The 26,458-nt window shown below is 69.8% G+C and carries 25 protein-coding genes and 1 other RNA gene; 12 read left to right on the top strand and 14 right to left on the bottom strand.

Annotated elements, in window-relative coordinates; all coding sequences use genetic code 11:
* The first annotated feature begins 226 nt into the window (after positions 1-226).
* The 7 genes from DFP88_RS01805 (at position 227) to DFP88_RS01775 (ending at position 7,700) form a co-directional block, all read left to right on the top strand.
* Positions 227-955: a transporter substrate-binding domain-containing protein gene (locus DFP88_RS01805; RefSeq protein ID WP_110812728.1), complete on the top strand. Its 729-nt coding sequence runs from the start codon at positions 227-229 to the stop codon at positions 953-955.
* A 71-nt stretch (positions 956-1,026) separates the two neighbouring features.
* On the top strand, positions 1,027-1,935 hold the full coding sequence (locus tag DFP88_RS01800; protein WP_110812727.1) for an ABC transporter permease: 909 nt from the start codon (positions 1,027-1,029) through the stop codon (positions 1,933-1,935).
* Positions 1,932-2,741, top strand: a complete 810-nt coding sequence (locus DFP88_RS01795) for an ABC transporter permease (protein ID WP_110812726.1) — start codon at positions 1,932-1,934, stop codon at positions 2,739-2,741. The genes DFP88_RS01800 and DFP88_RS01795 overlap by 4 nt, the downstream gene beginning before the upstream one ends.
* Before the next feature lie 86 nt (positions 2,742-2,827).
* The gene (locus tag DFP88_RS01790; RefSeq protein WP_110812725.1) at positions 2,828-4,159 is read left to right on the top strand and encodes a glutamine synthetase family protein; all 1,332 of its coding nucleotides are present in this window, start codon (positions 2,828-2,830) and stop codon (positions 4,157-4,159) included.
* 210 nt (positions 4,160-4,369) lie between these two features.
* Complete coding sequence (locus DFP88_RS01785) at positions 4,370-5,047, top strand: type 1 glutamine amidotransferase (RefSeq protein ID WP_110812724.1); 678 nt, start codon at positions 4,370-4,372, stop codon at positions 5,045-5,047.
* Positions 5,044-6,399, top strand: coding sequence for a glutamine synthetase family protein (locus DFP88_RS01780; protein WP_110812723.1), 1,356 nt, complete (start codon positions 5,044-5,046; stop codon positions 6,397-6,399). Before DFP88_RS01785 ends, DFP88_RS01780 begins: the two co-directional genes overlap by 4 nt.
* A complete protein-coding gene (locus tag DFP88_RS01775) occupies positions 6,396-7,700 on the top strand; it encodes an NAD(P)/FAD-dependent oxidoreductase (protein WP_110812722.1) in 1,305 nt (434 codons plus the stop codon). Before DFP88_RS01780 ends, DFP88_RS01775 begins: the two co-directional genes overlap by 4 nt.
* 124 nt (positions 7,701-7,824) lie before the next feature.
* Here the strand turns inward: DFP88_RS01775 and rpmG are convergent, their stop codons facing one another.
* The 6 genes from rpmG to gatC all read right to left on the bottom strand — a co-directional run bounded on the left by rpmG (position 7,825) and on the right by gatC (position 11,867).
* The gene (gene rpmG / locus DFP88_RS01770) at positions 7,825-7,992 is read right to left on the bottom strand and encodes a 50S ribosomal protein L33 (protein WP_017928995.1); all 168 of its coding nucleotides are present in this window, start codon (positions 7,990-7,992) and stop codon (positions 7,825-7,827) included.
* A gap of 182 nt (positions 7,993-8,174) precedes the next feature.
* An RNA gene (gene rnpB, locus DFP88_RS01765) (RNase P RNA component class A) lies at positions 8,175-8,556 on the bottom strand.
* A gap of 11 nt (positions 8,557-8,567) precedes the next feature.
* Positions 8,568-9,191, bottom strand: a complete 624-nt coding sequence (locus DFP88_RS01760) for an N-acetylmuramoyl-L-alanine amidase (protein ID WP_110813280.1) — start codon at positions 9,189-9,191, stop codon at positions 8,568-8,570.
* A gap of 49 nt (positions 9,192-9,240) precedes the next feature.
* Entirely contained in the window at positions 9,241-10,065 is an 825-nt protein-coding gene (locus DFP88_RS01755; protein ID WP_110812721.1) for a RodZ family helix-turn-helix domain-containing protein, read from the bottom strand.
* Between the two features lie 33 nt (positions 10,066-10,098).
* Positions 10,099-11,583 (bottom strand): Asp-tRNA(Asn)/Glu-tRNA(Gln) amidotransferase subunit GatA, encoded by a 1,485-nt coding sequence (gene gatA, locus DFP88_RS01750; protein ID WP_110812720.1) that lies wholly within the window; start codon positions 11,581-11,583, stop codon positions 10,099-10,101.
* A complete protein-coding gene (gene gatC / locus DFP88_RS01745) occupies positions 11,580-11,867 on the bottom strand; it encodes an Asp-tRNA(Asn)/Glu-tRNA(Gln) amidotransferase subunit GatC (protein ID WP_110812719.1) in 288 nt (95 codons plus the stop codon). Before gatC ends, gatA begins: the two co-directional genes overlap by 4 nt.
* A gap of 150 nt (positions 11,868-12,017) precedes the next feature.
* On the opposite strand from gatC, the gene DFP88_RS01740 reads away from it, so the two are divergent.
* Positions 12,018-12,719 (top strand): metal-dependent hydrolase, encoded by a 702-nt coding sequence (locus tag DFP88_RS01740; protein ID WP_110812718.1) that lies wholly within the window; start codon positions 12,018-12,020, stop codon positions 12,717-12,719.
* A gap of 73 nt (positions 12,720-12,792) precedes the next feature.
* Here the strand turns inward: DFP88_RS01740 and DFP88_RS01735 are convergent, their stop codons facing one another.
* From DFP88_RS01735 to DFP88_RS01700, 8 genes are all read right to left on the bottom strand, one after another.
* Entirely contained in the window at positions 12,793-14,379 is a 1,587-nt protein-coding gene (locus DFP88_RS01735) for a gamma-glutamyltransferase family protein (RefSeq protein WP_110812717.1), read from the bottom strand.
* Between the two features lie 17 nt (positions 14,380-14,396).
* Positions 14,397-15,158 (bottom strand): glucosamine-6-phosphate deaminase, encoded by a 762-nt coding sequence (gene nagB / locus DFP88_RS01730; protein ID WP_110812716.1) that lies wholly within the window; start codon positions 15,156-15,158, stop codon positions 14,397-14,399.
* Positions 15,159-15,161: 3 nt separating this feature from the next.
* Positions 15,162-16,277, bottom strand: coding sequence for an ABC transporter ATP-binding protein (locus tag DFP88_RS01725; RefSeq protein ID WP_110812715.1), 1,116 nt, complete (start codon positions 16,275-16,277; stop codon positions 15,162-15,164).
* 74 nt (positions 16,278-16,351) lie between these two features.
* Positions 16,352-17,566 (bottom strand): ABC transporter substrate-binding protein, encoded by a 1,215-nt coding sequence (locus DFP88_RS01720; protein WP_110812714.1) that lies wholly within the window; start codon positions 17,564-17,566, stop codon positions 16,352-16,354.
* Positions 17,567-17,600: 34 nt separating this feature from the next.
* Entirely contained in the window at positions 17,601-18,443 is an 843-nt protein-coding gene (locus DFP88_RS01715; protein WP_110812713.1) for a carbohydrate ABC transporter permease, read from the bottom strand.
* Entirely contained in the window at positions 18,440-19,318 is an 879-nt protein-coding gene (locus DFP88_RS01710; RefSeq protein WP_110812712.1) for a carbohydrate ABC transporter permease, read from the bottom strand. The genes DFP88_RS01715 and DFP88_RS01710 overlap by 4 nt, the downstream gene beginning before the upstream one ends.
* Positions 19,315-20,472: a Gfo/Idh/MocA family protein gene (locus DFP88_RS01705; protein ID WP_110812711.1), complete on the bottom strand. Its 1,158-nt coding sequence runs from the start codon at positions 20,470-20,472 to the stop codon at positions 19,315-19,317. Before DFP88_RS01705 ends, DFP88_RS01710 begins: the two co-directional genes overlap by 4 nt.
* A complete protein-coding gene (locus DFP88_RS01700; protein ID WP_110812710.1) occupies positions 20,469-21,191 on the bottom strand; it encodes a copper homeostasis protein CutC in 723 nt (240 codons plus the stop codon). Before DFP88_RS01700 ends, DFP88_RS01705 begins: the two co-directional genes overlap by 4 nt.
* Positions 21,192-21,382: 191 nt before the next feature.
* Here DFP88_RS01700 and DFP88_RS01695 point away from each other — a divergent pair, with 191 nt between their 5' ends.
* Genes DFP88_RS01695 through DFP88_RS01680 form a run of 4 tightly spaced genes read left to right on the top strand, consistent with a single transcriptional unit; the run spans position 21,383 to position 26,434 of the window.
* The gene (locus tag DFP88_RS01695) at positions 21,383-22,267 is read left to right on the top strand and encodes a DeoR/GlpR family DNA-binding transcription regulator (protein ID WP_281268138.1); all 885 of its coding nucleotides are present in this window, start codon (positions 21,383-21,385) and stop codon (positions 22,265-22,267) included.
* Entirely contained in the window at positions 22,264-23,187 is a 924-nt protein-coding gene (locus DFP88_RS01690) for an ROK family protein (protein ID WP_110812708.1), read from the top strand. The genes DFP88_RS01695 and DFP88_RS01690 overlap by 4 nt, the downstream gene beginning before the upstream one ends.
* Positions 23,184-25,073 (top strand): beta-N-acetylhexosaminidase, encoded by a 1,890-nt coding sequence (locus DFP88_RS01685; RefSeq protein ID WP_110812707.1) that lies wholly within the window; start codon positions 23,184-23,186, stop codon positions 25,071-25,073. Before DFP88_RS01690 ends, DFP88_RS01685 begins: the two co-directional genes overlap by 4 nt.
* 11 nt (positions 25,074-25,084) lie before the next feature.
* On the top strand, positions 25,085-26,434 hold the full coding sequence (locus DFP88_RS01680) for a M81 family metallopeptidase (RefSeq protein ID WP_110812706.1): 1,350 nt from the start codon (positions 25,085-25,087) through the stop codon (positions 26,432-26,434).
* Positions 26,435-26,458 lie beyond the last annotated feature (24 nt).

The raw sequence follows: 26,458 nt of genomic DNA, 5'->3' as shown, positions 1-26,458 counted from the left end.
GGGCAGAGCAGCGGCGCTCTACCGGCCATTTTCGAAACAAGGCGTTTCCATGGCGGTCCGGCGGCGGACTAAGGCGCTCGGGAGGCGATATCTGCCCATCGCGCTCCTCCCTCAACACTGCCCAAGTTTCGGGCATTTGCCATGGATTCTTGCGATTTTTGGGCCAAAAACCTTGTGATTTGCGCATTTCGCGGCTTTCATCGCCGGCACACACAGGGAGACGACAATGAAAAACACCCTTCTTCTCGCCGCGGGCCTCGCCCTCGCCCCCGCCGCCTCCTTCGCTCAGGACACGATCCGCATGGGCACGGAGGGCGCCTATCCTCCGTACAATTTCATCAACGACAGCGGCACTGTTGACGGCTTCGAAATCGAGCTCGGCAACGTGCTGTGCGAGCGGGCCGGCCTGACCTGCGAATGGGTCACCAACGACTGGGATTCGATCATCCCCAACCTCGTCTCCGGCAACTACGACACGATCATGGCCGGCATGAGCATCACCGACGAGCGGGACGAGGTCATCGACTTCACCCAGGACTACTACCCGCCCACCGTTAGCTCCTATGTCGCGCTCAGCGAGGATGCCGATATCGATGGCGGCGTGGTCGCGGCGCAGACCGCCACGATCCAGGCCGGCCATGTCGCCGAGACCGGCGCCACCCTTCTTGAATACGCCACGCCCGAGGAAACCGTCGCCGCCATGCGCAACGGCGAGGCCGATGCCGTCTTCGCCGATTACGACTACCTCGTGCCGGTGGTCGAAGCCTCGGGCGGAGAGCTGGTCTTCGTCGGCGATGGCGTGCCGCTGGGCGGCGGCATCGGCATGGGCCTGCGCGAAAGCGACGGAGACCTGCGCGAGACCTTCGACGCCGTCATCACCGAGATGAAGGAAGACGGCAGCCTCAACGAGATGCTGCGCAAGTGGTTCGGCGAGGATACCGCCGTCTACGAATGACGCGCCCTTTCGCCTGATCCCTGCCCTGCCGGCCCGCCCGGCAGGGCACCCCTCCTGTGCCGGACCCTGTAATGTTCTCATACTGCGCCGATCCCGAGACGCTTGAGGGCCTGGCCTGGCTGTCCTGCTACCTGACGACGGGCAAGCACCTGGCCTTCTACCAGGCCTTCGGCACCGTCCTTTTGCTGCTGGCGGTCACCGCCCCGGCCGCCCTGGCCTTCGGCTTTGCCGGCGCCGTCGCGGCGCGCAGCCGCATCGCGCCGCTGTCCTGGCTGGGCAAGGGCTATATCGCCGTGGTGCGCGGCGTGCCCGACATCGCCTTCTTCCTGTTCTTCGTCATCGCGCTCGACCAGGGCATCGAATGGCTGCGGCACAAGGCGCTCTGCCCCGACTGGGACCAGCCGATCCGGCAGGGCAACGACTTCGTCGTCTGCTCTGCGGCCAAGATGCCGCTCGGCAATGCCGCGCAATGGGTGCACGACCTTTATGGCTTCTGGCTCGCGGTGGTGACCTTCGCCATCGTCTTCGGCGCCTTCGCCGCCAATGTCCTTTACGGCGCGATGCGCGCCGTCCCCCGCGCCCAGCTCGAGACGGCCGAGGCCTACGGCATGGCGCCGCGGCAGGTCTTCCGCCGCATCCTGGTGCCGCAGATGTGGGTCTATGCCCTGCCCGGCCTGTCGAACACATGGATGGTGCTGCTCAAGGCGACGCCGCTGCTGTTCCTGCTGGGCATCCAGGACATCGTCTACTGGGCCCGCGATCTGGGGGGCAGCAAGACGCCGCAGTTCACCGACTACCCGCATGGCGACTGGCGCGTCTATTACTTCGGCGCGCTGCTCGTCTTCTACCTTCTCTGCACGAAGCTTTCGGGTATCGCGCTCGACCGGCTCGAGGGGCGGATCGGCCATGTCGATGCCCGCATCGCCCGGGCCGAGCGGCGCGCCGGCGCCCGGCAAGCAGACGCCATGGGGCCGCAATGAGCTGCTGGGACACCGTCGCGGATTACGCCTTCCGCTCCATCGGCTATGGCGAAAGGCTGCTGCCGCGCAGCGATTTCACCCTGTGCCAGCAGGTCACGCTGATCGGCTCGGGGATGATCTGGAACCTCTACTTCGGCCTCGTGGCGCTGCTCAGCGGCTTCTGCCTCGCCACGGCGCTGGCGGTGGGCAAGGCCTCGCGCAACCCGCTCTGGCGCAAGCCCTCGGAGGCGGTGATCTTCGTCTTCCGCGGCAGCCCGCTCTTCATCCAGGTCTTCTTCGCCTACTTCCTCTTCCTCTCGCTCAAGGGCGCCTACCCCGGCCTCGGCGCGCTCACCTCGGCCTGGGCGGGGGCGGCGCTGGTCCTGTTCCTGAACACCGCCGCCTATTCGGCCGAGATCTTCTACGGCGCCCTGCGCGCCGTCCCGCCGGGCGAATCCGAGGCCGCCGATGCCTATGGCCTGACCGGCTGGACCAAGTTCCGGCGCGTGACATGGCCGGTGCTGCTGCGCCTGGCCTGGCCCTCCTACACGAACGAGGCGATCTTCCTCTTCCACGCCACGACGCTGGTCTTCTTCTCGGGCTTTCCGGCGCTGCAGCAGCGCGGCGATGCGCTCTATTACGCCTCCTACTTCGCGGACAAGACCTTCAATCCCTTCGTCCCCTACCCCATCCTAGCCGGCTATTTCATCCTGCTGACGCTGGCGATCATCGCCGTCATGGGCCGGGTGAACGCCCGCCTCAACCGCCACCTGCCGCAGGCGCAGCGGCGCGGCCGTCCGAAACTGCTGACGCAGATCCTGCGCTGACACAGATCCTGCGCTGAGACGGCGCCGCTGGACGGCGCCGCGGCGCGCGGCTAGCTGTGGGCGATGACATCCCGGATCCCGCCTGCATGAGCTTCCTGACCGACCACCCCGAGGTGCGCACCATCCGCTGCGGCGCCGCCGATCTGAACGGACAGGCCCGCGGCAAGCGCGTGCCCACCCGCTTCGCCCGCAAGATCGAGGAGGAGGGCACCCGCTTCCCGCTCTCGGTGCTGAACCTCGACATCTGGGGCGAGGACGTCGAGGACAGCCCCCTCGTCTTCGAGATCGGCGATCCCGACGGCGTGCTCTGGCCGACCGAGCGCGGCTACGTGCCCACGCCCTGGCTCTCGACCCCGACCGCGCTGCTGCCGCTGTGGATGTACACCGAAGCCGGGGAGCCCTTCGCCGGCGACCCGCGCCATGCCCTCGCCGCCGTGCAGAAGCGCTACGCCGCGCGCGGCTGGACACCCGTGGTGGCGACCGAGATGGAATTCTACCTCGTCGATGACAGCGGCAAGGAGATTCGCCAGCCGAAAAGCCCCCGCTCCGGCAAGCGGCGCATGGGCGCCGATATCCTCAGCCTGAGGGCGCTCGATGCCTTCGACGTCTTCTTCAACGATCTCTACGACGCCTGCGAGGCGATGGATATCCCGGCCGAGGCGGCGATCTCCGAGGTGGGCCTCGGCCAGTTCGAGGTGAACCTCGTCCATGTCCCCGACGCGCTGAAGGCCGCGGACGACGCCTGGCTCTTCAAGATGCTGGTGCGCGGCCTCGCGCGAAAACACGGCATGGCCGCCAGCTTCATGGCCAAACCCTACGAGGATTGGGCCGGCAGCGGCATGCACATGCATTTCTCGGTGCTGGACGATCACGGCCGCAACATCTTCGCCGATGGCACGCCGCATGGCACGCCGGCCCTGCGCCACGCCATCGCCGGCTGCCTGCAGGCGATCCCGGACTGCGCACTGATCTTCGCGCCCCATGCCAACAGCTACGACCGGCTGGTGCCGGACAGCCATGCGCCGACGGGCATCTGCTGGGCCTTCGACAACCGCACCGCCAGCGTGCGCGTGCCCGGCGGCAGCCCCAAGGCCCGCCGTATCGAGCACCGCGTCGCGGGCGGCGACGTGAACCCCTACCTGCTGCTCTCCGCCGTTCTCGGCGCCGCCCTCGTCGGGATCGAGGACGGCCTCGTCCCGCCGCCCCCGATCTCCGGCAATGCCTACGAGCAGGAAATGGCGCAGATCCCCGCCACCTGGGCCGAGGCGATCGACGCCTTCGAGAATTCCGCCCTCGCCCGCCGCATCTTCCCGCAGCTTCTGGTCGACAACCTGGTGATGACCAAGCGGCAGGAGCTGCACTACATGGGCGAGCTCACGCCAGAGCAGCAGATCGCCCTCTACCTCGACACGGTCTGACGCCGCGCCCCCTTCATGTTTCCGGAAATACTCCACGGGGGTCCGGGGGTGTGAAACCCCCGGCGCGCGCCGCCCGCGCCCCCGCCCGGCCTGCTGCGCCCCCGCCCCGACCGCTGCGCCCGCTTGCCCCACGCCCGCTTGCCCCACGCCCGCTTGCCCCGTGCCCGGCCCGCGGGTTAGGCTCGGCCCGTTCCCCAACCACGGTGCTTCATGCAGATCGGCATACTCGAGACAGGCCATGCGCCCGATGCGCTGCGCCCGGATCTCGGCGATTACGCGGACCTTTTCGAGGGTCTTCTCTCGGGCCACGACTTCACCTTCCGGCGCTACGACGTCGAGGCGCAGGAGATGCCAGCCTCGCCGCAGGACTGCGACGGCTGGCTGATCACCGGCTCGCGCCACGGCGCCTACGAGGATCACCCCTGGATCCCCCCGCTGGAGGCCTTCATCCGCGCCGTGCGCGAGGCCGAGGTGCCGATGGTCGGCATCTGCTTCGGCCACCAGATCATCGCCCAGGCCCTCGGCGGCCGTGTCGAGAAATTCGCCGGCGGCTGGGCCGTCGGGCGCCAGCTCTACGATTTCGGCGGCGAGGCGGTCGCGCTCAACGCCTGGCACCAGGACCAGGTGACCGTGGCGCCGCCGGGCGCCCGCGCCGTCGCCGCCTCGGCCTTCTGCGAGAACGCGGCCCTCCTCTATTCGGACCGCATCTGGTCGATACAGCCGCACCCCGAGTTCGACGCCCGCTTCATCCGCGGCCTGATCGAGCATCGCGGCGGCGCCGTCCCCGAAGACCGCCTCTCCGCCGCCGAGGCCGCGCTGGAGCGGCCTACCGACAGCGCCCGCATCGCCGACCACATGGCGCAGATCCTGAAAGGTCTCCGCGCATGAGCAACTGGCACGACCTGATCCCCGACGCCGCCCGCGCCTATCTCGAGGCCTCGCGCCTCGACGAGGTCGAATGCGTCATCGCCGACCTGCCCGGCATCGCCCGCGGCAAGGCCGTTCCCGCCGCCAAGTGGGAGCGGCAGCAGTTCTTCCACCTGCCCAACTCGATCTTCTTCCAGACCATCACCGGCGACTGGGGCGAGGCCGCGGGCCCCGAGGGCTTCATCGAGCCCGACATGGTCCTCAAACCCGACATGGCGACCGCCACCGCCGCCCCCTGGGCCAGCGACGGCACGCTGCAGGTGATCCACGACGCCTACGACCAGCGCGGCCGCCCCATCGAATGCGCCCCCCGCAACGTGCTGCGCCGGGTGGTGGAGCTGTATCGCGCCGAGGGCTGGGAGCCGGTCGTCGCCCCCGAGATGGAATTCTACCTCGTCGGGCGTAACGTCGATCCGGCCAAGGCGATCGAGCCGATGATGGGGCGCACGGGGCGCCCCGCCGCCGCGCGGCAGGCCTATTCGATGACGGCGGTCGATGAATACGGCCCCGTCATCGACGACATCTACGAATACGCCCAGATCCAGGGCTTCGAGATCGACGGCATCACCCAGGAAGGCGGCGCCGGCCAGCTCGAGATCAACCTGCGCCACGGCGATCCGCTCAAGCTCGCCGACGAGGTCTTCTATTTCAAGCGGCTGATCCGCGAGGCCGCGCTCAAGCACGACTGCTTCGCCACCTTCATGGCCAAGCCGATCGAGGGAGAGCCGGGCAGCGCCATGCATGTCCATCATTCGATCGTCGATGCAAACGGGCGCAACATCTTCACCGGCCCGCAGGGCGGTGAGACCGATGCCTTCTTCAACTTCATCGGCGGTCTGCAGGAACACCTGCCCTCGGTGATCGCGATGATCGCGCCTTACGTGAACTCCTACCGCCGCTACGTCCGCGACCATGCCGCGCCGATCAACCTCGAATGGGGGCGCGACAACCGCACCACCGGCATCCGCGTGCCGATCTCGGCGCCGCAGGCGCGGCGGGTCGAGAACCGCCTCGCCGGCATGGACTGCAACCCCTACCTCTGCATCGCCGCCTCGCTCGCCTGCGGCTACCTCGGCATGAAAAATGAAATCTGGCCCGACAAGCGCTACCGCGGCGACGCCTACGAGGCCGACGACGCGATCCCGCAGGGCCTCGGCGCCGCGCTCGAGCAGTTCGATGCGGCCAAGGCGATCCACGAGGTGCTGGGCCCGGATTTCGCCCGCGTCTATTCCATCGTCAAACGGGCCGAGCATGACGAGTTCCTGCAGGTGATCAGCCCCTGGGAACGCCAGCACCTGCTGCTGAACGTATGAACCCGCTCTACCGCAACGACCGGCCCGGCATGCATGCCCCCAGCTGGTATGCCGCCAGCCTGCCGGCAGAGGCTGATCGCGCCCCCCTCGCAGGCGACATCCGCTGCGATGTCGCGGTGGTGGGCGCGGGCTATACCGGCCTCTGGGCGGCACTGACGGCGGCGCGGGCCGGGCTGCGCGTCGTCGTGCTCGAGGCGCATCGCGCCGGCTGGGGCGCCTCGGGGCGCAACGGCGGGCAGGTCAGCTCTGGCTACAACAAGCCCCAGCGCTGGCTCGAGGCGCGGCTGGGCGACGGCCCGGCCCGCGCGCTCTGGGATCTCGCCGAAGAGGCGAAGGCCCAGCTGCGCGCCTTCTGCGCGGCCGAGGCGCCCGAGGCGCGCTACACCCCCGGCGTCGCCCATGGCACCTATACCGACGGCGAGGCCGCCGAGGACGCGCGCGAGGCCGAGCATCTGCGCGCCGCCTACGGCTATGAAGAGATCGAGGCGCTGGACGGCCCCGCCTTCCGCGACCTCGTGAAATCGCCGCACTACAAGGGCGGCACGCTCGACTGGGGCGCCGGCCACGTCCAGCCCCTGGCCTATGCCCGCGCCCTTGCCCGCGCCGCCGAAGCCGCGGGCGCCACGATCTTCGAGACGACCGAGGTCACGCGGATCGCGAAGGGCAGCCCCGCCCGACTGCACACGCCGCAGGGCTGCGTGACGGCGGATCATGTCATCCTCGCCGGCAACGGCTACCTGCCCGACATCGAGCGCGAGGTGAACGCCCGCGTCATGCCGATCAACAGCTTCATCGCCGCGACCGAGCCCTTGCCAGAGCGCTGGACCGATATCCTCGCCCGCGACATCGCCGTCGCCGACAGCCGCTTCGTGGTGAACTACTACCGCTTCACCCACGACCGCCGCTTCCTCTTCGGCGGGCGCGAGAACTACGCCCTAGGCTTTCCGCAGGACATCCGTCCGGCGCTGGAAAAGCGGCTCGGGCATCTCTTTCCGCAGATGACAGGCGTGAGGGTCGATCAGGCCTGGGGCGGCACGCTGGGCGTCACCATGACGCGCCTGCCGATGCTGCTGCGCCCCGCGCCCAACATCCTCGCCGCTGGCGGCTTCTCGGGTCACGGGGTCGCGCTTTCAGGGCTGGCGGGCCGCGCCATGGCCGAGGCCGTCGCCGGGCAGGCCGGCCGCTTCGACGTCCTGGCGCAGCTGCCCACGCCGCCCTTCCCCGGCGGCCGCCACGCCCGCGCGCCGCTGCTGACGCTGGCGATGACCTGGTTCTCGCTGCGCGACCGCCTCGGCATCTGACGCTTCAGGCACTGCGGCCAGACGCAAGAAGGCCCGCCGCCCTGTCATGGGCAGCGGGCCTTCTAGAACTATGATCCGGCCTGTGGCCGGTGTGCCCCGCGCTATCGCGGCAGGGCCGGCAGGATCACTTGATCTTGCCTTCCTTGTACTCGACGTGCTCGCGCTTGACGGGGTCGTACTTACGAACGACCATCTTCTCGGTCATCGTGCGCGCGTTCTTCTTGGTCACGTAGAAGTGCCCGGTCCCCGCGGTGGAGTTCAGGCGGATCTTGATGGTTGTCGGCTTCGCCATGGCGTCTCTCCTGTCGCCGCGGGGCTGGGTGCCCGCACGGGGAAAATCCTGAAACCCGCCTTCTAAGGCATCCTCGGCCACTGTCAACCGCCCTCGGGGCAGGCAGCGGGCGCCGCGGCGCCAGCCGCCGCGCGGCGGGGGGCTCGATGCCCCGCGCCGCGCGCCCCCGGCGGAGGGGAGACATGCGCGGACAGCCTGTAAGCCGGATTTTGTTCAGGGGTCGCCCCCTTCGATGGCCATTCCTCTTGGCCCGCCGTTACCGGCGCGCCTCTAGCTGCCAACCCGGACTTCTCGGGATCAGGCATCCCTGCCGCGACCCGAAGGCCCGGCGCGAAGTCCCTATTCGGCATTGCTCCCGGTGGGGCTTGCCGTGCCGGTCCGGTTGCCCGTCCCGCGGTGGGCTCTTACCCCACCGTTTCAGCCTTACCCCGCATGCGGGGCGGTCTCATCTCTGTGGCGCTTTCCCTCGGGTTGCCCCGGCCGGGCGTTACCCGGCACCGTGCCTTGTGGAGTCCGGACTTTCCTCGAGGCCCCGAGGGGCCCCGCGGCCATCCGGCCATCCGCGCAGTGGCCCCCTAGCCCCGCCCCCGGGTCCGGTCAACCGGATAGCGCGCGGCGAGATCGGCGATCGCGGCCACGTCCTCTGGCCCCGAAGCCCCCGCCTCCAGCGCCCAGGGGCGGAAGCGGCTGCGAAAGGCGCGCAGAACCACCTCCGCGCCGCCGTCCTCGGGCGGCACATAGCCAAAGGCCCTAGCCAGCGCGTCGAAGTCGCCCTGCGCGGCGCGGGGGTCGGGCCAGACCGACAGCCCCGCCAACGCGAGGCGCCGCCAGTCGAAGCGCGGGCCGGGGTCGCTCTTGCGCCCCGGGGCCATGTCGGAATGGGCGATGACCCGCTCTGGCGGGATCGCCCAGCGCGCCGTGATGCCGGACAAAAGCCGCTCCAGCCCCGCCATCTGCGCGGCGGGAAAGGGATGGGTGCCGCGGTGCGACAGCTCGATCCCGATGGAGCGGGAATTGACGTCGCGCGCATCGCCCCAGGCCCCGGCCCCGGCGTGCCAGGCACGCCGCTCCTCGGGGACGAGGGCCAAGGCCGTGCCATCCGGCGCGATCAGCCAATGGGCGGAAACCTCGAACTCCGGATCGCAGAGACGCGCAAGCCCGGCCTCATGCGTCATCGCGGTGTAATGCAGCACCACCATGTCCGGCACCGCGCCATCGCGGCGCGGGCCATGGTTCGGCGAGAGGGGCTCAGTCGCCGAGGGCGGCACGGAAGGGGGCCGGATCCCAGCCGCAGGCGAAGCCGTCGCCATCGGGATCGATGTTCAGAGGATCGCGGTCCGGCCCGCCGCGCGCCATGAAGACGCGCTGCGCATCGTCGGCATTGCCGTAACGCGCGCAGTTGCGCTCGTAGCGGCCCGGCACATTGCCCAGCATGAAGCGCGAGTAATACTCCTGCCCGCGCGCATTGGGCGCGTTCAACGCGTATTGAACGAGGTTCGGGCCCGAGCCGCCGTCGCGCTGCGGCAGCGCCGTGGGGGTGACGACCTGGTACTCGGCGGCCTGACGGGCGCGCCGCTCGGCATCCGATTCGATGGATTCGCGGCCCGCCACGGCGTCGAAGTTCTGCTCGTCCGACAGCGCGCCGGGCACCACGCCAACGAGGTCGGGCGCGGCATTGCCGGGGCTCGCCTGCACGCCGCCGCGGCGGTCGGCATCGCCGCCGGGCGCAGCGGCATTGTAGGTCGCGGGCTCAGGCGGGGCGGCGGCAGGTGCCGCGCCGCCGCCGATGCCCGCCGCGGCGAGCTCGGAGGTCGAGATGCCGCCCGGCACTGCGGGCGCCGCAGCGGTATCGGACAGCGGCGTCACGGCCGTCGGCGCGGCGGGGCTGAAGCTGGTGGCGGGCGCCTGCCCCGGCGGCGGCAGGGTGCTGCCGCCGAAGGAGGTGGCGCTGGCCCCGGCCAGCTGCGCGTTGCGCGCCGCGACGGCGCTGTCGGGCACCGCGGGCGCGCAGGCCGAGAGGCTCAGCGCCGCGAGGGCGGACAGGACCGCCCCGGATTTCAGACCGCTCACCATCGTTCCAGTGTCTCCATGAGGCCCTTCAGGCCGCTACCACCACTTGTCCGGCCGCGCCACGAAGCCCGCAGCACGTTCCAGTGAATAGGCGGTATCCAGCAGCTCCGCCTCTTCCCAGGGCTTGCCGATCAGCTGCAGGCCCAGCGGCAGGCCCTGCCGGTCGAGGCCCGCGGGCACCGAGATGCCCGGCAGCCCGGCGAGGTTCACCGTCACCGTGAAGACGTCGTTGAGATACATCTGCACCGGATCGGCATCCGCCATGTCGCCCAGCCCGAAGGCGGCCGAGGGCGCGGTCGGCGTCAGGATCGCATCCACGCCATCCGCGAAGACCTGCTCGAAGTCGCGCTTGATCAGCGTGCGCACCTTGCGCGCCTTGTTGTAGTAGGCGTCGTAGAAACCGGCGGAGAGCACGTAGGTGCCGACCATCACGCGGCGCTGCACCTCGGCGCCGAAGCCCTCGGCGCGGGTCTTCTCGTACATCGCGGTGATGTCCTCGCCCTGCCCCAGCGCCGCGCGGCGCCCGAAGCGCACGCCGTCATAGCGCGCGAGGTTCGAGGAGGCCTCGGCCGGGGCGATGACGTAATAGGCCGGCAGCGCGTATTTCGTATGCGGCAGGGAGATGTCGCGGACCTCGGCGCCCGCCTCCTGCAGCATGCGCCGCCCCTCCGCCCAGAGGGCCTCGATCTCTTCGGGCATGCCGTCCATGCGGTACTCGCGCGGGATGCCGATGACCTTGCCGCGGATATCGCCGGTCAGCGCGGCCTCGAAATCCGGCACCGGCAGGTCGGCGCTGGTCGAATCCTTGGGATCGGCGCCGCACATGGCGCGCAGCATGATCGCGGCATCGCGCACGTCGCGGGTCATCGGCCCGGCCTGATCGAGGCTGCTGGCGAAGGCAATGATGCCCCAGCGCGAGATGCGCCCGTAGGTCGGCTTGATCCCGGTGATCCCGGTGAAGGAAGCCGGCTGCCGGATCGAGCCGCCGGTATCGGTGCCAGTCGCGCCGAGGCAGAGCCCCGCCGCCACCGCCGCCGCCGAGCCGCCGGAACTGCCGCCCGCCGTCAGGTCGCGGTTCTTGCGCCAGGGGTTCACCACCGGGCCATAGGTGCTCGTCTCGTTGGAGGAGCCCATGGCGAATTCGTCCATGTTCAGCTTGCCCAGCATCACCGCGCCATCGGCGAAGAGCTGGCTCGTCACGGTCGATTCGTACTCGGGCTTGAAGCCTTCGAGGATGCGGCTGGCGGCCTGGCTCGGCACGCCCTTGGTGCAGAACAGATCCTTGATGCCCAGCGGGATGCCGCAAAGGTCGGGCGCCGCGCCCTCGGCCAGGCGCGCGTCGGCGGCCTCGGCCTGGGCGCGGGCGATCTCGGGCGTGGCATGGACGACGGCGTTGAGGGCGCCGGCCCCCTCCTGCAGCGCGAGGAAGCCCTCGGTCAGCTCCTGGGCGGTGAAGTCCTTGGCGCGCAGCCCCTCGCGGGCCGTGGCGATGGTCAGGCTGCTGAGATCGGGAAGGGTCATTCCACCACCTTCGGCACGGCAAAGAAGCCCTCGCGGGCATCGGGGGCATTGGAGAGAACGGCCTGCGGCTGGCCGCCGTCGGTCACCACGTCGTCGCGGCGCTTCAGCCGCATCGGGGTGACGGAGACCATGGGCTCCACGCCCTCGACGTCGACTTCGCCGAGCTGCTCGATGAAGCCGAGGATGGCGTTGAATTCCTGCGCGAGCGCGGGCAGGTCCGTCTCCTCGACGCGGATCCGGGCCAGGCGGGCGACACGGCGCGCCGTGCCTTCATCTATCGACATGGGCTGCCTCCTTCGATCAGCCTGCGGATTAGCGCCCCTCCCCCCTGTCTGCAAGGCGCGGCTGGCGCGCGGGGCGGGCCGCGGCCCCGCTCTGGTCGCCGCGCTGAGGCGCCCTACCCTCCGGGCGCAACATCACAAGCGAGGCACCCCATGCGCATCACCTGGCTCGGACATGGCTCCTGGCGGATCGAGATCGGCGGCAAGACCCTGCTGATTGACCCCTGGTTCAGCGGCAATTCGACCTTCCCCGAGGACCGGCGCGCCGAGGCGCTGGAGGGGGCGACCCACATTCTGATCACCCATGGCCACGGCGATCACACCGCCGATGCGCCGGATCTGGCCAAGGAGCTGGGCATCCCGGTCCTCTGCATCGCCGAACTCGGCGGATGGTGGAGCGCCAAGCACGGCATCGAGACCGTGGGCTTCAACAAGGGCGGCACCGTCGATCTGGACGGGGCCAAGGTCACCATGGTGACGGCCAGCCACTCTTCGTCCGTCTCCACCGACGGTGGGCCGGTCTATACCGGCACCGAGTCGGGCTTCATGATCGCCGGCGAGGGGCATGTGATCTACTTCTCGGGCGATACCGACATCATGGCCGACATGGGCTGGATGGGGGAATACTACCGCCCCGACATCGGCATCCTCTCGGCGGGCGGCTTCTTCACCATGGACATGAAAGCCGCGGCCTGGGCGGCGAAGAAATACTTCGCCTTCGAGACTGTCTTCCCATCGCATTGGAAGACCTTCGGCGCGCTGGAGCAATCGGCCGATGCGCTGGTGGCGGGGCTGCCGGGGGTCGATGTGAAGACACCGGACGTGCTGGAGCCGGTCGAGATCGCCGCGCGCTAGGCGCCACGTCCGGTTGCGGGAGCGGGGGGCCAGCCCCCCGCGGCCCCCCGGAGTATTTCCAGAAACATGAAGGTCAGAAGGCGACGGCCTGGCCGTCCTTGCGCGGGTCGGAGCCGCCGATATAGCCCTGCGCGCCCTTCAGGATCAGCTGGGCGCCGCCGAAGCCGAACATCGCGTCGAGCGTCTCGACCGTGATCTCGTGGCCAAGGGCGCGCAGCGCCTCGGCCAGGGCGGGGTCGAAGCCGGCCTCGACCGCGACCTTCTTGCCGCCCATGCAGCGCCAGCGCGGCGCATCGGCGGCGGCCTGCGGGTTCTGCCCCGCGCGCAGCACCCGAAGCGCCATCTGCACGTGCCCCTGCGCCTGCATCAAGCCGCCCATCACGCCGAAGGCCATGCGCGGCGCCCCGGTCTCGGCATCGGTGGCGAAGGCCGGGATGATGGTGTGGAAGGGGCGCTTGCCGGGGCCGACTTCGTTCGGGTGGCCGGGTTCGAGCGTGAAGCCGGCGCCGCGGTTCTGCATCGAGATGCCGGTGCCGGGGACCACGACGCCCGAGCCGAAGCCCATGTAGTTCGACTGGATGAAGCTGACCATCATGCCGTTCTCATCCGCGACGGAGAGATAGACCGTCCCCCCTTCTGTCGGGGCGCCGGCCTGCGGATCGCCGGCCCGGGCGGAGTCGATCAGCGCGGCGCGCGAGGCGAGGTAGGCGGGATCGAGCAGCGCCTCGGGCGCCCAGCGCATCGCGGCGATATCGGCGACATGGGCGCGGGCATCGGCCATGGCCAGCTTCACCGCCTCGATCGCGAGGTGCATCTGCGCCGGATCGTCGGGGTGGTCGGGCAGGTCCAGCCCCTCAAGCATGCCCAGCGCCATGAGCGCGGTGATCCCCTGCCCCGAGGGCGGGATCTCGTGGATGACATGATCGCCGAAGCGCTGGGAGACGGGCGCGACCCAATCGGCGCGATGCGCGGCGAGATCGTCGCGCGTCATCGCGCCGCCATTGGCCTGCGCATGGGCGACCATGGCCTCGGCCAGATCGCCCTCGTAGAAGGCCGCGCCCTCCGTATCGGCGATGCGGCGCAGGGTGGCGCCATGATCCGGCAGGCGCACCCACTCCCCCGCCTCGGGGGTGCGGCCGCCGGGCATGAAGCACGCGGCGAAGCCGGGCTGATCCTGCAGGATCTCGGCGCCGGAGCGCCATTGCCTAGCGATCAGCGGCGCGAGGGGATGCCCCTCTTCGGCGTAGCGGATTGCGGGGGCGGCGATCTCGTCGAGCGGCAGGGTGCCGAAGCGGCGCCAGAGCGCGATCCATCCCGAGACGGCGCCCGGCACCGTCACCGCATCCCAGCCGCGGGTCGGCATCGCCTCCTGCCCGGCGAAGCGCTCGGGCGTCCAGGTGGCGGGCGCGCGGCCCGAGGCGTTCAGCCCGTGCAGCGCCTGCCCGTCGTGCACCAGCGCGAAGGCATCCGAGCCGATGCCGTTGCCCGTCGGCTCGACCACCGTCAGCACCATGGCGGCGGCCACGGCGGCATCGGCGGCACTGCCGCCGCGCGCCAGCATCGACAGCCCCGCCTGCGCCGCCAGGGGCTGCGAGGTGGCGACCATGGCCCGGCCCATCACCGGCTGGCGTTGCGAGGGATAGGGCAGCTCGGGGGTCATCGGCATTCTCCTGCCCGTCAGGGGGCCGTGCCGCCTGCGGGTTCATAACGTTCGCGGTATTCCAGCCGCGCCGCCGCGGCGGCGTCGAGCACGATGGTCGCCCGCTCGTGGAACTGCAAGGCGGAGGCCGGGCAGATCGCCGTCACCGGCCCCTCGACCATGGCCTGCACCGCCTGCGCCTTCTCCGCGCCGACGGCGAGGAGCAGGATCTCGCGCGCCTCAATGATGGTGGCGACGCCCATGGTCACGGCCGTCGTGGGCGGCGTCTCGCCGCCGTCGAAGAAGCGCCTGTTGGCCTCGAGCGTGCTGGCCGAGAGGCGCACGCAGCGGGTGCGCGAGGCGAGCGAGCTGGTCGGCTCGTTGAAGCCGATATGCCCGTTGCGCCCCAGCCCCAGCAGCTGCAGGTCGATCGGCCCAAGGCGGGACAGCTCTGCCTCGTAGCCCTCGGCCGCCTTCTCGGGGTCGATGTCGCCGCGCGGGATGAAGCAGCGCGCGGGGTCGATGTCGATCTCGCCGAAGAGATGCTCGCGCATGTAGCGGCGGTAGCTTTGCGGGTGGTCGCCCGCCAGCCCGACGTATTCGTCGAGGTTGAAGCTGGTGGCCTGCGCGAAGCTGAGGCCCTGCCGGTGACGGTCGATCAGCGCGGCATAGACCGGCTCCATCGTGCCGCCCGTGGCGAGGCCGAGGACGGAGGCGGGCGCGGCCTCGAGGCGGGCGGCAATGCGCGCGGCAGTCGCCTCGGCGGCCGCCGCGCCATCGGGCGCGATCAGGACGCGCATGCCTCAGGCCAGCTCGGGCAGGTCGGGCAGCGCGCCGGTGCGCGGCAGGGCCGAGCCGTCGGCACGGAACAGATGCGCCTCGGCGGCGGGGATGCCGGCGGTGACCTTCTGGCCGGGCCGGACATTCAGCGCGCCGTCGGCGACGAGGCAGACGGCAGTGCCGTCCTCGTCCTGGCAGTAGACCACCGTGGAGCTGCCGAGCCTCTCGACCACCTCGGGCATCAGGCTCAGCGCGCCGTCTGCGGTGCCGACGGTCAGCGCGTCGGGGCGGATGCCCAGCTCGACCGCCTCGCCGGGCTGGACGGTGCGGCCATCGGCCTCGACCGTCACCATGCCGCCGCGCTTGAGGGCGACCGTGACGCCGGTCGGGCCGACGCTATCGACCGTGCCGGGCAGGAAGTTCATGTTCGGCGTGCCGATGAAGCCGGCGACAAAGCGGTTGGCGGGGCGATGGTACAGCTCCAGCGGGCTGCCGACCTGCTCGATCAACCCGTCGCGCAGCACGACGATCTTGTCGGCCATGGTCATCGCCTCGACCTGGTCGTGGGTGACGTAGATCATCGAGTTGCCGAGCTGGCTGTGCAGCCGGCTCAGCTCCACCCGCATCTCGGCGCGCAGGGCGGCATCGAGGTTCGACAGCGGCTCGTCAAAAAGGAAGACCGAAGGTTCGCGCACGATGGCGCGGCCGATGGCGACGCGCTGGCGCTGCCCGCCCGAAAGCGCGCCGGGTCGGTGCTGCAGCCGGTTCTCGAGCTTGAGAACCTTGGCGGCGCGGCCCACCAGCTCATCGACCTTGGCCTGCGGCGTCTTGGCGACGCGCAGCGGGAAGGCGATGTTCTCGTAAACCGACATATGCGGGTAGAGCGCGTAGCTCTGGAAGACCATCGAGATGCCGCGCTTGACCGGGGCGAGGTCGTTCACGACCTTGCCGTCGATCTCGACCGTGCCCGAGGTGATCTCCTCGAGGCCGGCGATCATCCGCAACATGGTCGATTTCCCGCAGCCCGAGGGGCCGACGAAAACGACGAATTCGCCGTCCTCGATCTCGAGATCGGTGGGCTGGATCACCTGCGCCGTGCCGAAGCTCTTCGTCACGCCCGAAAGCCTGAGCTGTCCCATTGTGTCGTCTTCTCTCCTGCCTCGGGTCCTAGAGTGCGGGCCGGGGGACACCTGCCCCCCCGGCCCCGGCGCCGTTATTCTTCGGCGAGTTCTTCAAGCTGCTCCTGCGCCTCGGCGGCGGCTTCCTCGGCCGTCACCTCGCCCAGGATGACGCCCTGGATCGCCTCGATGATGGCGTCCTGCATGGCGACGTAGTCGAGCATCAAGGGCTCGGGTCCGCCCGTGGGGATCGAGGTGATGAAGGGCTCCCAGGTGGGATCTTCCTCGATCAGCGCGTCGGTGTCCTGCGTCTGACGGATCGGCGTCCAGGCGCCGGCGATGTCGAAGGCGGACTGGGCCTCCGTCGACGTCAGCGCAAGCGCGAGGTCGGTCGCCGCCTCTTCCACGCCCGAGCCTTCGAAGACCACGAGGCTGTCGGTGATCAGCAGGGTGCCGTTCTCGCCCGAGGGGCCGTGCGGGATCAGCGCGAGGCCATAGTCCACGTCGCCGGTCCGCTGGCGGCCCCAGCCGCCCGAGATGTACATCGCGACCTGCCCCTCGCGGAACAGCGGCTCGAGCTTGCCGCGGTCATAGGCGATCGGGCCGTCTTCGCTGTAGGGCACGAGATCGGCGTAAAGCTGCAGCGCCTCGATCACCTCGGGGGTGTCGAAGGTCACCTCTCCGTCGGGGCCGAGGATGGTGCCGCCGTTGGAATAGACGAAGTTCAGCCAGTCATGCATCGTCGCGTCGAAGGAGGCGGCGACCATGCCGAAGCCGCGGGCATCGGTGTTCTCGGTGATCGCCTGCGAGGCGGAGACCAGTTCCTCGAAGGTTTCGGGCGGGCTCTCGGGATCGAGGCCGGCCTCTTCGAAGAGCGCCTTGTTGTAGTACAGCGCCTTGGTCGAGAAGGCGCGCGGCAGGCCCCAGACCTGGCCGTCGAACTGCACCGTCTGCAGAACCGAGTCCTCGTAGGAGGAGAGCTCTTCCTCGGTCATGTCGAAGGGGCGGATCAGCCCGGCATCGGCCAGCTGCATCAGCACGCGGCTGCCCATCAGCGCGATGGCGGGCGGGTTGCCGGCAGAGGCGAGCGTGGTGGCCTTTTCCTGGCACTGGCCCCAGGCCACGAACTCGAGGTTCACGGTGTAGTCGGGGTTCTCGGCCTCCCAGGCCTCGATCGCCTCCTGCTGGACGGGGACCTGCGGCTCGGCATCGGTGCCGCAGTTGATGATGTAGATCTCTTCCTGCGCGGCGGCCGCGCCGGCGAGGCCGACGAGCGCCGTGGAGGCGAGGATGGTGTTGCGAAGCTTCATGTCTTCTTGACTCCCTGTTGCGACCCTATTGCCGTCATTCCTTCACCGCGCCGGAGGTCAGCCCGGCGACGACGTATCTTTGCAGGAAGACGTAGACGATCAGCACCGGCAGGATGCCGACCAGGCTCGCCGCCATCAGCTCGTTCCAGACGACGGCCTGACGGCCGAAGAACTGGTACAAGCCGACCGGCAGCGGGTTCAGCGCGTTCACCGAGTTGAAGGTAAGCGCGAAGAGGAACTGCTGGGCATAGGCGTTGATGAAGGTCGTGATGGCCACGACCATGATGCCGGGCAGCGAGACCGGCAGGATCACCCGCCACAGCGTGTAAAGCCGCGAGGCGCCGTCGACGATGGCCGCCTCCTCCAGCTCCTTGGGGATGCGCAGGAAGTAGCTGCGCATCAGGAAGATGCCCGTCGGCACGGTGAAGGCCGCGCCGGGGATGATCATCGACAGGTAGCTGTTCAGCAGCCCCAGCGTCATCATCAGCTTGTAGAGCGGGATGATGAGGACCGCCGCGCCGATCATGTTGATCGCGAGGAAGGCGCCCAGCAGACCGTCCCGCATCCGGTATTCGAAGCGGCTGAAGGAATAGGCCGCCGGGATGATGCAGAACAGGGCCAGCAGCGTCACGCAAAGCGCGATGAAGAGGCTGTTGAAGATGTAGCGCCCCAGCATCGGCACCGAGGTCCACATGTCCCGGTAGGCCTGGAACGACATGTCCTCGGTGAAGAAGCGGTAGGGGATGCGGAAGACCGCGTCGATCGGGCGCATCGAGACGAAGAAGGCCTCGGCGAAGGGCGCCAGCACGAAGACGAGGAACAGCGCCATGCCGGCATAGATGAAGACCAGTTCCCACCAGCGATACTTGTTGATCATGCCTGGGCCCTCTTGCTGATGCCGCGCAGCAGCGCGAGGTAGCATCCGGCGAAGATCGACATGCACACGAGGATCATCACCGCCCGTGCCGCACCCTCGCCGTAGCGGAAGCGGCTGATCGCCACCTTGTAGGTATCGATGATCATCGTGGTGGTGGCGCCGCGCGGGCCGCCCTCGGTCAGGATCCAGATGATGTCGAAAGAGTTGAAGGTCCAGATCGCCGACAGAAGCGCCATGGTCGCGATGGAGGGCGCGATCAGCGGCAGCGTGATCCGGCGGAAGCGGTAGAAGCGCGATGCCCCGTCGGTCCAGGCGGCCTCGTACATCTCGGTCGAGATCGACTGCATCGCCGCCAGCAGGTAAAGCGCGACGAGCGGCGTGCCGACCCAGACATCGGTGACGATGGTCGCGTAGAAGGCGCTGTCGCCATAGGCGAGGAACTCGAAGGGTCCGGCGAGAATGCCCAGCCGCTGCGCCACGCCCGAAATCATCCCGAACTGACCGTTATAGAGCCAGCCCCACATGAAGGCGCCGATGGCAATCGGCACGATCCAGGGCGGCATCACCAGGATGCGGAACAGCGCCCGCCCCGGGATCGCCGCGTTCAAGAGCACCGCGCCGATGGTCCCCATCGCCAGCTTGAGCACGACCGAAAGCGTCATCCAGTAGAGCGTGCGGCCGATCACCTCGCCGAAGTCGTCCTGGAAGATCTCGACGAAGTTCTCGAAGCCGACATAGTCGTAGGTCGGCCGCATCGAGGCATCGGTGAAGGACAGGCGGAAGGTTTCGAACAGCGGCCATGCGACGATGACCAGCGTCAGGATCAGCGCCGGGACCAGCAGCAGGTAAGGAAAGGGGTCGAACTTCCGGGTCATGCCGCGACTTCGCCGGCCAGCGCATGGTCGAAGGCGTCCCAGTACTCGGCCAGCTCGACGATGCGGTTTTCCGTGCGGCTGGCGTCCGCGGCCAGCGCCGTCACCCCGGCCTCAAGCGCGTCGATGATCGACAGCGGAAGCTGCGGCAGGTCGCCCCGCAGATGGTTCGTGATGTCGCGCGCCATGGCGCTGTCGGCGCCGTAATGCCCGCCGGAGGTGTCAGTGGCCACCTCCTTCTCGTCGATCACCGCCTTGCCGTCGTCGGACAGCGTGACCTTGAAGTAATTGCGCAGGAAATCCCCCTCGGCCATGCCGTCGCGGCCGATCACGCAGAAGCGGCGGAATTCGTCGGGCACGTTGAGGTTGGTGTGAAAGGCCATCGACTCCCCGCCCTGATACTCGATCAGCGCGGTCTGGTAGTCGATGATGTCCGCCGTGCCGGAAAAGGCGTCGTTGGTGCCGCCCCAGCGCGGCGCCATCTCTGACAGGTAGGCCGGCTCGCCCGCAGGGCGGTTCTCGGGGAGGTACTTCTTGCGCCCGCCGAAGCTGACGACGCGCGCCGGGCGCGATCCGACGACGCCCTGATAGAGGTCGATGTCGTGGCAGCACTTCTCTAGCAGGAAGCCGCCCGAGAGCTTCGTCTCGCGGCGCCAGTCCCGCATGAAGAAGCTGCCGTGATAGGGCGCGATATGCTCCGAGGCCTCGATCGAGCTGATCGGGCCCAGATGCTCGGCCTGCGCCGCCCGGAGCGCGCGGTAGAGCGGGGAGTAGCGCAGGACCATGCCCGGCATCAGCCGCTTGACCCCGTCGTGCGTCCCGATCAGCCGCGCCAGCTCCAGCGTCTCTTCCATCGAGATGACGACCGGCTTCTCGGTGAAGATCGCCGGCGCGTTCGACTGCAGCGCGGCGCGCAGATGCTCAAGGTGCATCATGTTCGGCGAGCCGATCATCAAGAGGTCGAACTCATGCGCCGCGATCAGCGCCGCGCCGTCCTCGTGCCGGGTCTCGAAGGTGATCCCCTTCTGCTCGAGCTGCGCCAGCCGCACGTCCGAGGGGTCCGCCACAGCGACGAAGCGCGCCTCGGGGGCGACGGCGGCGAATTCCGCCACCAGATGCCCAAGCCTCTGGCCGAGGCCGATCACACCTATTCTCATGCCGGCACTCCTGCCTCCGTTGTCGTCATTGCCCGGCGCAGCGCCTCGATGCGCGCGGCATCGGTGCGGGCCGGGGCGCCCAGCGCCATCAGCGCCGGCGCGGTCTCGTCGTCGCCCTTGCAGGAGGCATGCAGCCAGGCCGCCCCCGTCTCGATCAGCGCCGGCGCCGCCTGCGCGGTGACGCCGCCGCCCGCCATGATGGCGATGCGGCCCTGCGCCCGCTCGGTCAGGCGGGCGATCAGCGCCGCGCCCGCAGGTGCGCTGGGCGCCTGCCCGGATGTCAGGATGCAGTCGAAGCCGAGGTCGATCGCCTGCTCCAGCGCGGCCTCGGGGTCGGGGGTCAGGTCGAAGACGCGGTGCAGCGTCGCGGCCATCGGGCCCGCCGCCTCGCGCAGCCGCGCCAGAGCCTCGGTATCGAGGCTGCCATCGGCCCGCGCGGCGCCGAGGACGACACCCTCGAGACCGGCGGCGCGCATGGCGCGAAGATCGCCGAGGCTGACCTCCAGATCCGCGGGCGAAAGCACGAAGCCGCCGGCCCGGGGCCGGATCATCGCCCGCACCGGAACGCCCGCGCCCGCCGCTGCCGCGACCAGCCCTGCAGAGGGCGTCAGACCGCCCAGCGCCAGCGCCGAGCACAGCTCGATTCGGTCAGCCCCGCCCGCAAGTGCGGCGGCCAGCCCATCGGGCGTATCCACGCAGATTTCCAGCGCTGCGGCCATCGAACCCCCTCGGCCCGTGTTTCATTTCACGGAAGGTGAGCAGGTTTGACTAAAGCTGGCAAGAAATTTTGTTTGTTTTTTCCGCTGAAATTATTAGCCAACCTAAAACATGGGGGCTGTTTAACTTTGTTTGACAAAAATCTGCCCGCCCGCCACCATGCTACCCAAGGCTGCAGGGGACGGAGATGGACATGGCCGGATCGAGCGATGATCTGATGACCCTGATCGACGGCCAGCGCCCGGTGCTGACGCCGAAGCTGCGCGGCATCGCCGATTTCGCGCTGAGCGAGCCCGAGCGTTTCATCCGCTCTTCCAGCCGCGAGCTTTGCGCCACGCTGGGCACCTCGGAGCCGACGTTGATCCGCTTCTGCCGCAGCTTCGGGCACTCCGGCCTCGCGGAGTTCCGCATCGACCTCGCGCTGTCGCTGGCGCGGGGGCGCGGGCAGGTCGGCGCCTCGCGATTCGTGGAGCCGCAGTCGACCGACCGCCGCCGCGCCAACCTGCCCGCCAAGCGGCGCATCGCCCAGGCCGCCGCCGCCCTGGTGACGGGGGACAACGCGATCCTGATCGACAACGGCTCCACCGCCGAGTTCTTTGCCGAGGCGCTGGCCGAGACGCCGCCGCTGACGATCATGACAAGCGGGCTGATGGTGGCGCAGAACGCCCTGCGCCACGGCACGCACGAGGTGATGCTGACCGGCGGGCGAATCCGCCGCAACCACCTCTCGCTCAGCGGGCGGCTGGTCGAGACGGCGCTCTCGGGCATGCGATTCGACACCTTCGTGATGGGCGCCGATAGCGTCGATCCCACGCTCGGCCTCTCGACCTTCCGCGAGGACGAGGCGCATCAGACCCGCGCCATGGTCGAGGCGGCGAACCGGGTCATCGTGCTGGCCGACAGCACCAAGTTCCTCAAGCCCGCGCTGCACAAGATCTGCGATCTGGCCCATGTCTCGGTCCTCGTCACCGACATGCCCGAGGGCGGCGCGGTGATGCAGGCGATCGAGGCGCAGGGCATCGCCGTGCTGCGCCCCGACCCGGTCGACGACGCAGCCCTGGCGGAGGCGCCGCAATGATCGGCGGCATCGACCTCGGCGGCACCAAGATCGAGGCCCGCCTCTTCGACGAGGGGCTGGAGACGCTGGCCGTGCAGCGCGTCCCCACGCCGCGCGGAAGCTTCGAGGCCTTCATGGCGGCGCTGACCGGGCAGATCGACTGGCTGATCGCCCGCGCGGGCGATCCTGCCCTGCCCGTCGGCCTGTCGGTCGCCGGGGTAATCGACCCCGAAACCGGGGAGACCTTCACCTCGAACACCGCCAGCTCGGGCCATTCCATTGGCGCCGCGCTGCGCGCGCACTACGGGCGCGCCTTTCCCGTCGCCAACGACTGCATGGCCTTCACCCTTTCGGAGGCGCATGGCGGCGCCGCGGAAGGCGCGGCCAGCGCCGTCGGCCTGATCCTCGGGACCGGCGTGGGCGCGGGGCATGTTCTGGACGGCGCCCTGCCGCCCCGGCATTCGGGCCTCGCGGTCGAGATCGGCCATGTCGGCATGCCCGCCCGCGCGCTCGAGGAGACCGGCCTGCCGCTCCTGCCCTGCGGCTGCGGCAAGCTGGGCTGCATGGAGAACTACGTCTCGGGCACCGGCCTTGCGCGCATCGCCCAGCATCTGACGGGGCGCGAGATGACCGCCCTCGAGATTGCCGCCGACCCCGAGATGGAGCCGGTACTGCAGGCCTGGGCCCGGCTGACGGCAGAGCTTCTCTACACGCTGCAACTGACCCTCGCGCCCGAGGTCATCGTGCTGGGCGGCGGGGTGTCGCAGATGCCGCGGGTGGCCGAGCGGCTCTCCGCCGCGCTGGCCCCGCTCAGCCTCGGGCCCTTTCTCAAACCCACGCGAATCGTGACGGCTCGTCACGGCGACAGCTCCGGCGCGCGCGGCATGGCGGTCCTCGCCCAGGCCGGCGCCCCAAGAACCACCGACAGGGAAACGACATGACACTACGCCTCGACCAGACCTACCGTGACGGCGCCAAGTTCGGCGCCCTCGTCCTGCGGCTGCACAACCTCGGCGATGCGCCGCTGCGCCCGGTGCGGCTGTGCTACGCCTCGATGACGCGGCCTGCGAACGACGTGGCGGTGACCGGCGGCAGCTTCCGCCGCCGCTTCGCCAACCATGTGGAGGTCGATGCCGCCCCCAGCACCGAGATCGCCCCCGGCGAAGTTTGGGAGGTGGTGATGGACGGCCTGACCCATGCGCCGAAGAACCGCACGCAGGGCGTTCTCGCCGCCTGGATCGAGACCGCGGATGGCGACCGGATCGAGGCCGAGATCGGAGAGCTGCAGCCCGCGCCCGGCCAGTCCCGCGGCCCGCAGCGCGACTACCCCGAGGGCGAGGCCGCCCTGCCCTATGCCGTGCTGCCCTGGCCCGCGACGGTGGCCTGCGATGGCCGGTCCAAGGCCGCGGTTCTCGTGCCCGCGGCGGATGCGCCCAAGGCCCCCTTCGCGGCCGTCGCCGCGCTGCACCGCCGGCTCTTCCCGGTGGCGCCGCAGGTCATCTCCCTCGACCCCGTCGAGGACAGCGCCACCGTTACCGTGGCCAAGGACGGCGCCCTGCCTGCGGGCGGCTACGCTCTGGCCTTCGACGGCGCGGCGATCACGCTGCGCCATTCGGATGCCGAAGGCCTGCGGCACGGGCTGATCACGCTCGCGCAGATGTCCCATGCCGCGCAGACCGACAGCCGCTTCGCCCTGCCCGAGAGCGGGACGATCGAGGATGCGCCGCGCCACGGCTGGCGCGGCTGCCACATCGACGTGGCCCGCAACTTCCGCGATGCCGAGAAGATCGCGCGCTTCGTCGATATCCTCGCCTGGCACAAGCTGAACCGGATGCACTGGCACCTGACCGACGACGAGGGCTGGCGCCTGCCGATCCCCGCCTACCCCGACCTCGCGGAGCGCGGCGGCAAGCGCGGGCCGGGCACCGACCTCGACCCGCAGTATGCCGACGGGCCCAAGGGCCAGGAGGGCCGCTACACGGTCGAGGAGGTGAAGGCGCTGGTCGCGCAGGGCGAGAGCCTCGGCGTCACGCTGATGCCCGAGATCGACACCCCCGGCCATGTCACCGCGCTTCTCAAGACGATCCCCGGCCTGCTCGACCCGGAAGAGCCTGAGGACAGCTACCGCTCGGTCCAGGGCTATCCCAATAACGCGCTGAACCCCGCCCTGCCGAAGACCTACGAGGTGATGGAGGTGGTGATCGACGCGCTCTGCGATCTCTTCCCCTCCGAGGTGCTGCACATGGGCGGCGACGAGGTCGACAAGGCCTCCTGGGCGCAGTCGCCCGCCGCGCAGGCGCTGCGAGAGGAGAAGGGCCTCGACGGCACCATGGGGCTGCAGTCCTACTTCCTGCGCCGCGTGCAGGAGATGATCGCCGCCAAGGGGCGCCGCATGGGCGGCTGGGACGAATGCGCCGAGGGCGAGGGGATCGACCCCGAGAACGGCGTCATCTTCGCCTGGCAGAAGGTCGAGAGCGTCGCGGCGATGATCGAAGACGGCTACGACGTCGTCGCCATGCCGGGTCAGGCCTATTACTTCGACATGGTGCAGGGCGAGGGCTGGGATGCCCCCGGCGCGGCCTGGGCCGGCACGGTCTCTCCCAAGCAGACCTACGACTACGAGGCGACGGCGGGCCTGCCCGAGGGGCCGGGCCGGCTGATCGGGGTCGAGGGCGCGATCTGGACCGAGACGATCTACACCACCGAGCGCTTCAACGAGATGGTCTTCCCGCGTCTGTCGGCGCTGGCCGAGGCGGGCTGGAGCCCGGCAGAAGCCAAGGACTGGACCCGCTTCTGCGCGCTCTCGCGCCTGATGCCCCAGCTGTGACGGAGGCTGCCATGCGCATCGCGATCGGCGGGCTGCATACCGAATGCTCCAGCTACAACCCGCTGCACCAGCGGGTCGGGGATTTCACCGTGACCGAGGGGGCGGACCTGACGGCCCGCGCCCACCACGACTTCGGTGCGATAGAGGCGGTGCCGCTGGTGCACTACCGCTCGGTCCCCGGCGGGCCGGTGGCGCCCGAGGCCTGGGCCGCGATGACGGGCGATCTTCTGGGCCGGCTGCGGGCGGCGCAAGAGGAGGCGCCGCTGGACGGCGTGCTCCTGCTGATGCACGGGGCGATGTACGTCCCCGATGTCGCCGACCCCGAGGGCTGGCTGATCGGCGAGGTCCGGCAGATCGTCGGACCCGAGGCGATCCTCTCGGCCGGCTTCGACCTGCACGGCCAGATGACGCCGGCCATCGCCGAGACGCTCGACGCCTTTGCCGCCTACCGCACGGCGCCCCATGTCGACGTGGAGGAGACTGCCGCCCGCGCCAGCCGCATGCTCGAGGATGCGCTGACCGGCGGGCCGCGGCCCATGGTGGTGCGCCGCCCGGTGCCGATCCTCGTGCCGGGCGAGATGTCCTCGACCTTCGTGGAGCCCTGCGCCGGCCTCTATGCCGCCCTGCCCGGCTTTGATGAGCGGCGGGGCGTCCTCGATGCCAACCTGATGATCGGCTACGTCTGGGCCGATATCGCCCGCGCCACCGCCGCCGCCATGGTCACCTGCACCGACCGCGCCGCCGGCGAAGCCGCGGCGGAGGAGATCGCCCAAAGCTACTGGGACGCGCGCGAGCGGCTGGCCTTCGACGTTGAGGCCGGGCCGCTGGACGCGCTGCTCGCGAGCCTCGGGGACGGCTACACCATCCTCGCCGACAGCGGCGACAACCCCACGGCGGGCGGCGTCGGCGACAGGGCCGACGTGATCGAGGCAGTGCTCGAGCGCGGGATCGAGGGCGCGCTTTTCGCCGGGATCGCCGACCCTGCCGCCTACAAGGCGCTTCAGGAGGGCGCGACCTCGGTCGAGATCGGCGGCAGCCTGGGCGGCGGCGGGCCGCGCCTCGTGCTGCCGGTGGAGGGGCTGCGTTTCGCCATGGGCTGCGCGGTGCTGCGCACGCGCGGGATCACCGTCGTGATCTCCGAGCGGCGGCGCCCCTTCCACAACATGGCCGATTTCGTCGAACTGGGGCTCGATCTGCGGATGCACCCGCTGCTCGTGGTGAAATCGGGCTACCTCTCGCCCGATGTCCGGATGCTGCCGGGGCGGCAGGTCATGGCGCTGACCCCCGGCGCCGTCAGCCAGGACCTGTCCGCGCTGGAGAACCGGCACCGCCCCGAGGGCACCTTCCCCTTCGCCCGCTAAGCCCGGCAGCCCCCCGCGGGGGCC

Origin of the sequence: Pseudoroseicyclus aestuarii (assembly GCF_003217255.1) — a bacterium.
In the GTDB taxonomy this organism is placed as follows: domain Bacteria; phylum Pseudomonadota; class Alphaproteobacteria; order Rhodobacterales; family Rhodobacteraceae; genus Pseudoroseicyclus; species Pseudoroseicyclus aestuarii.
The sequence above is the reverse complement of the archived record's forward strand: the minus strand, read 5'-3'. Positions and strand labels throughout refer to the sequence as shown.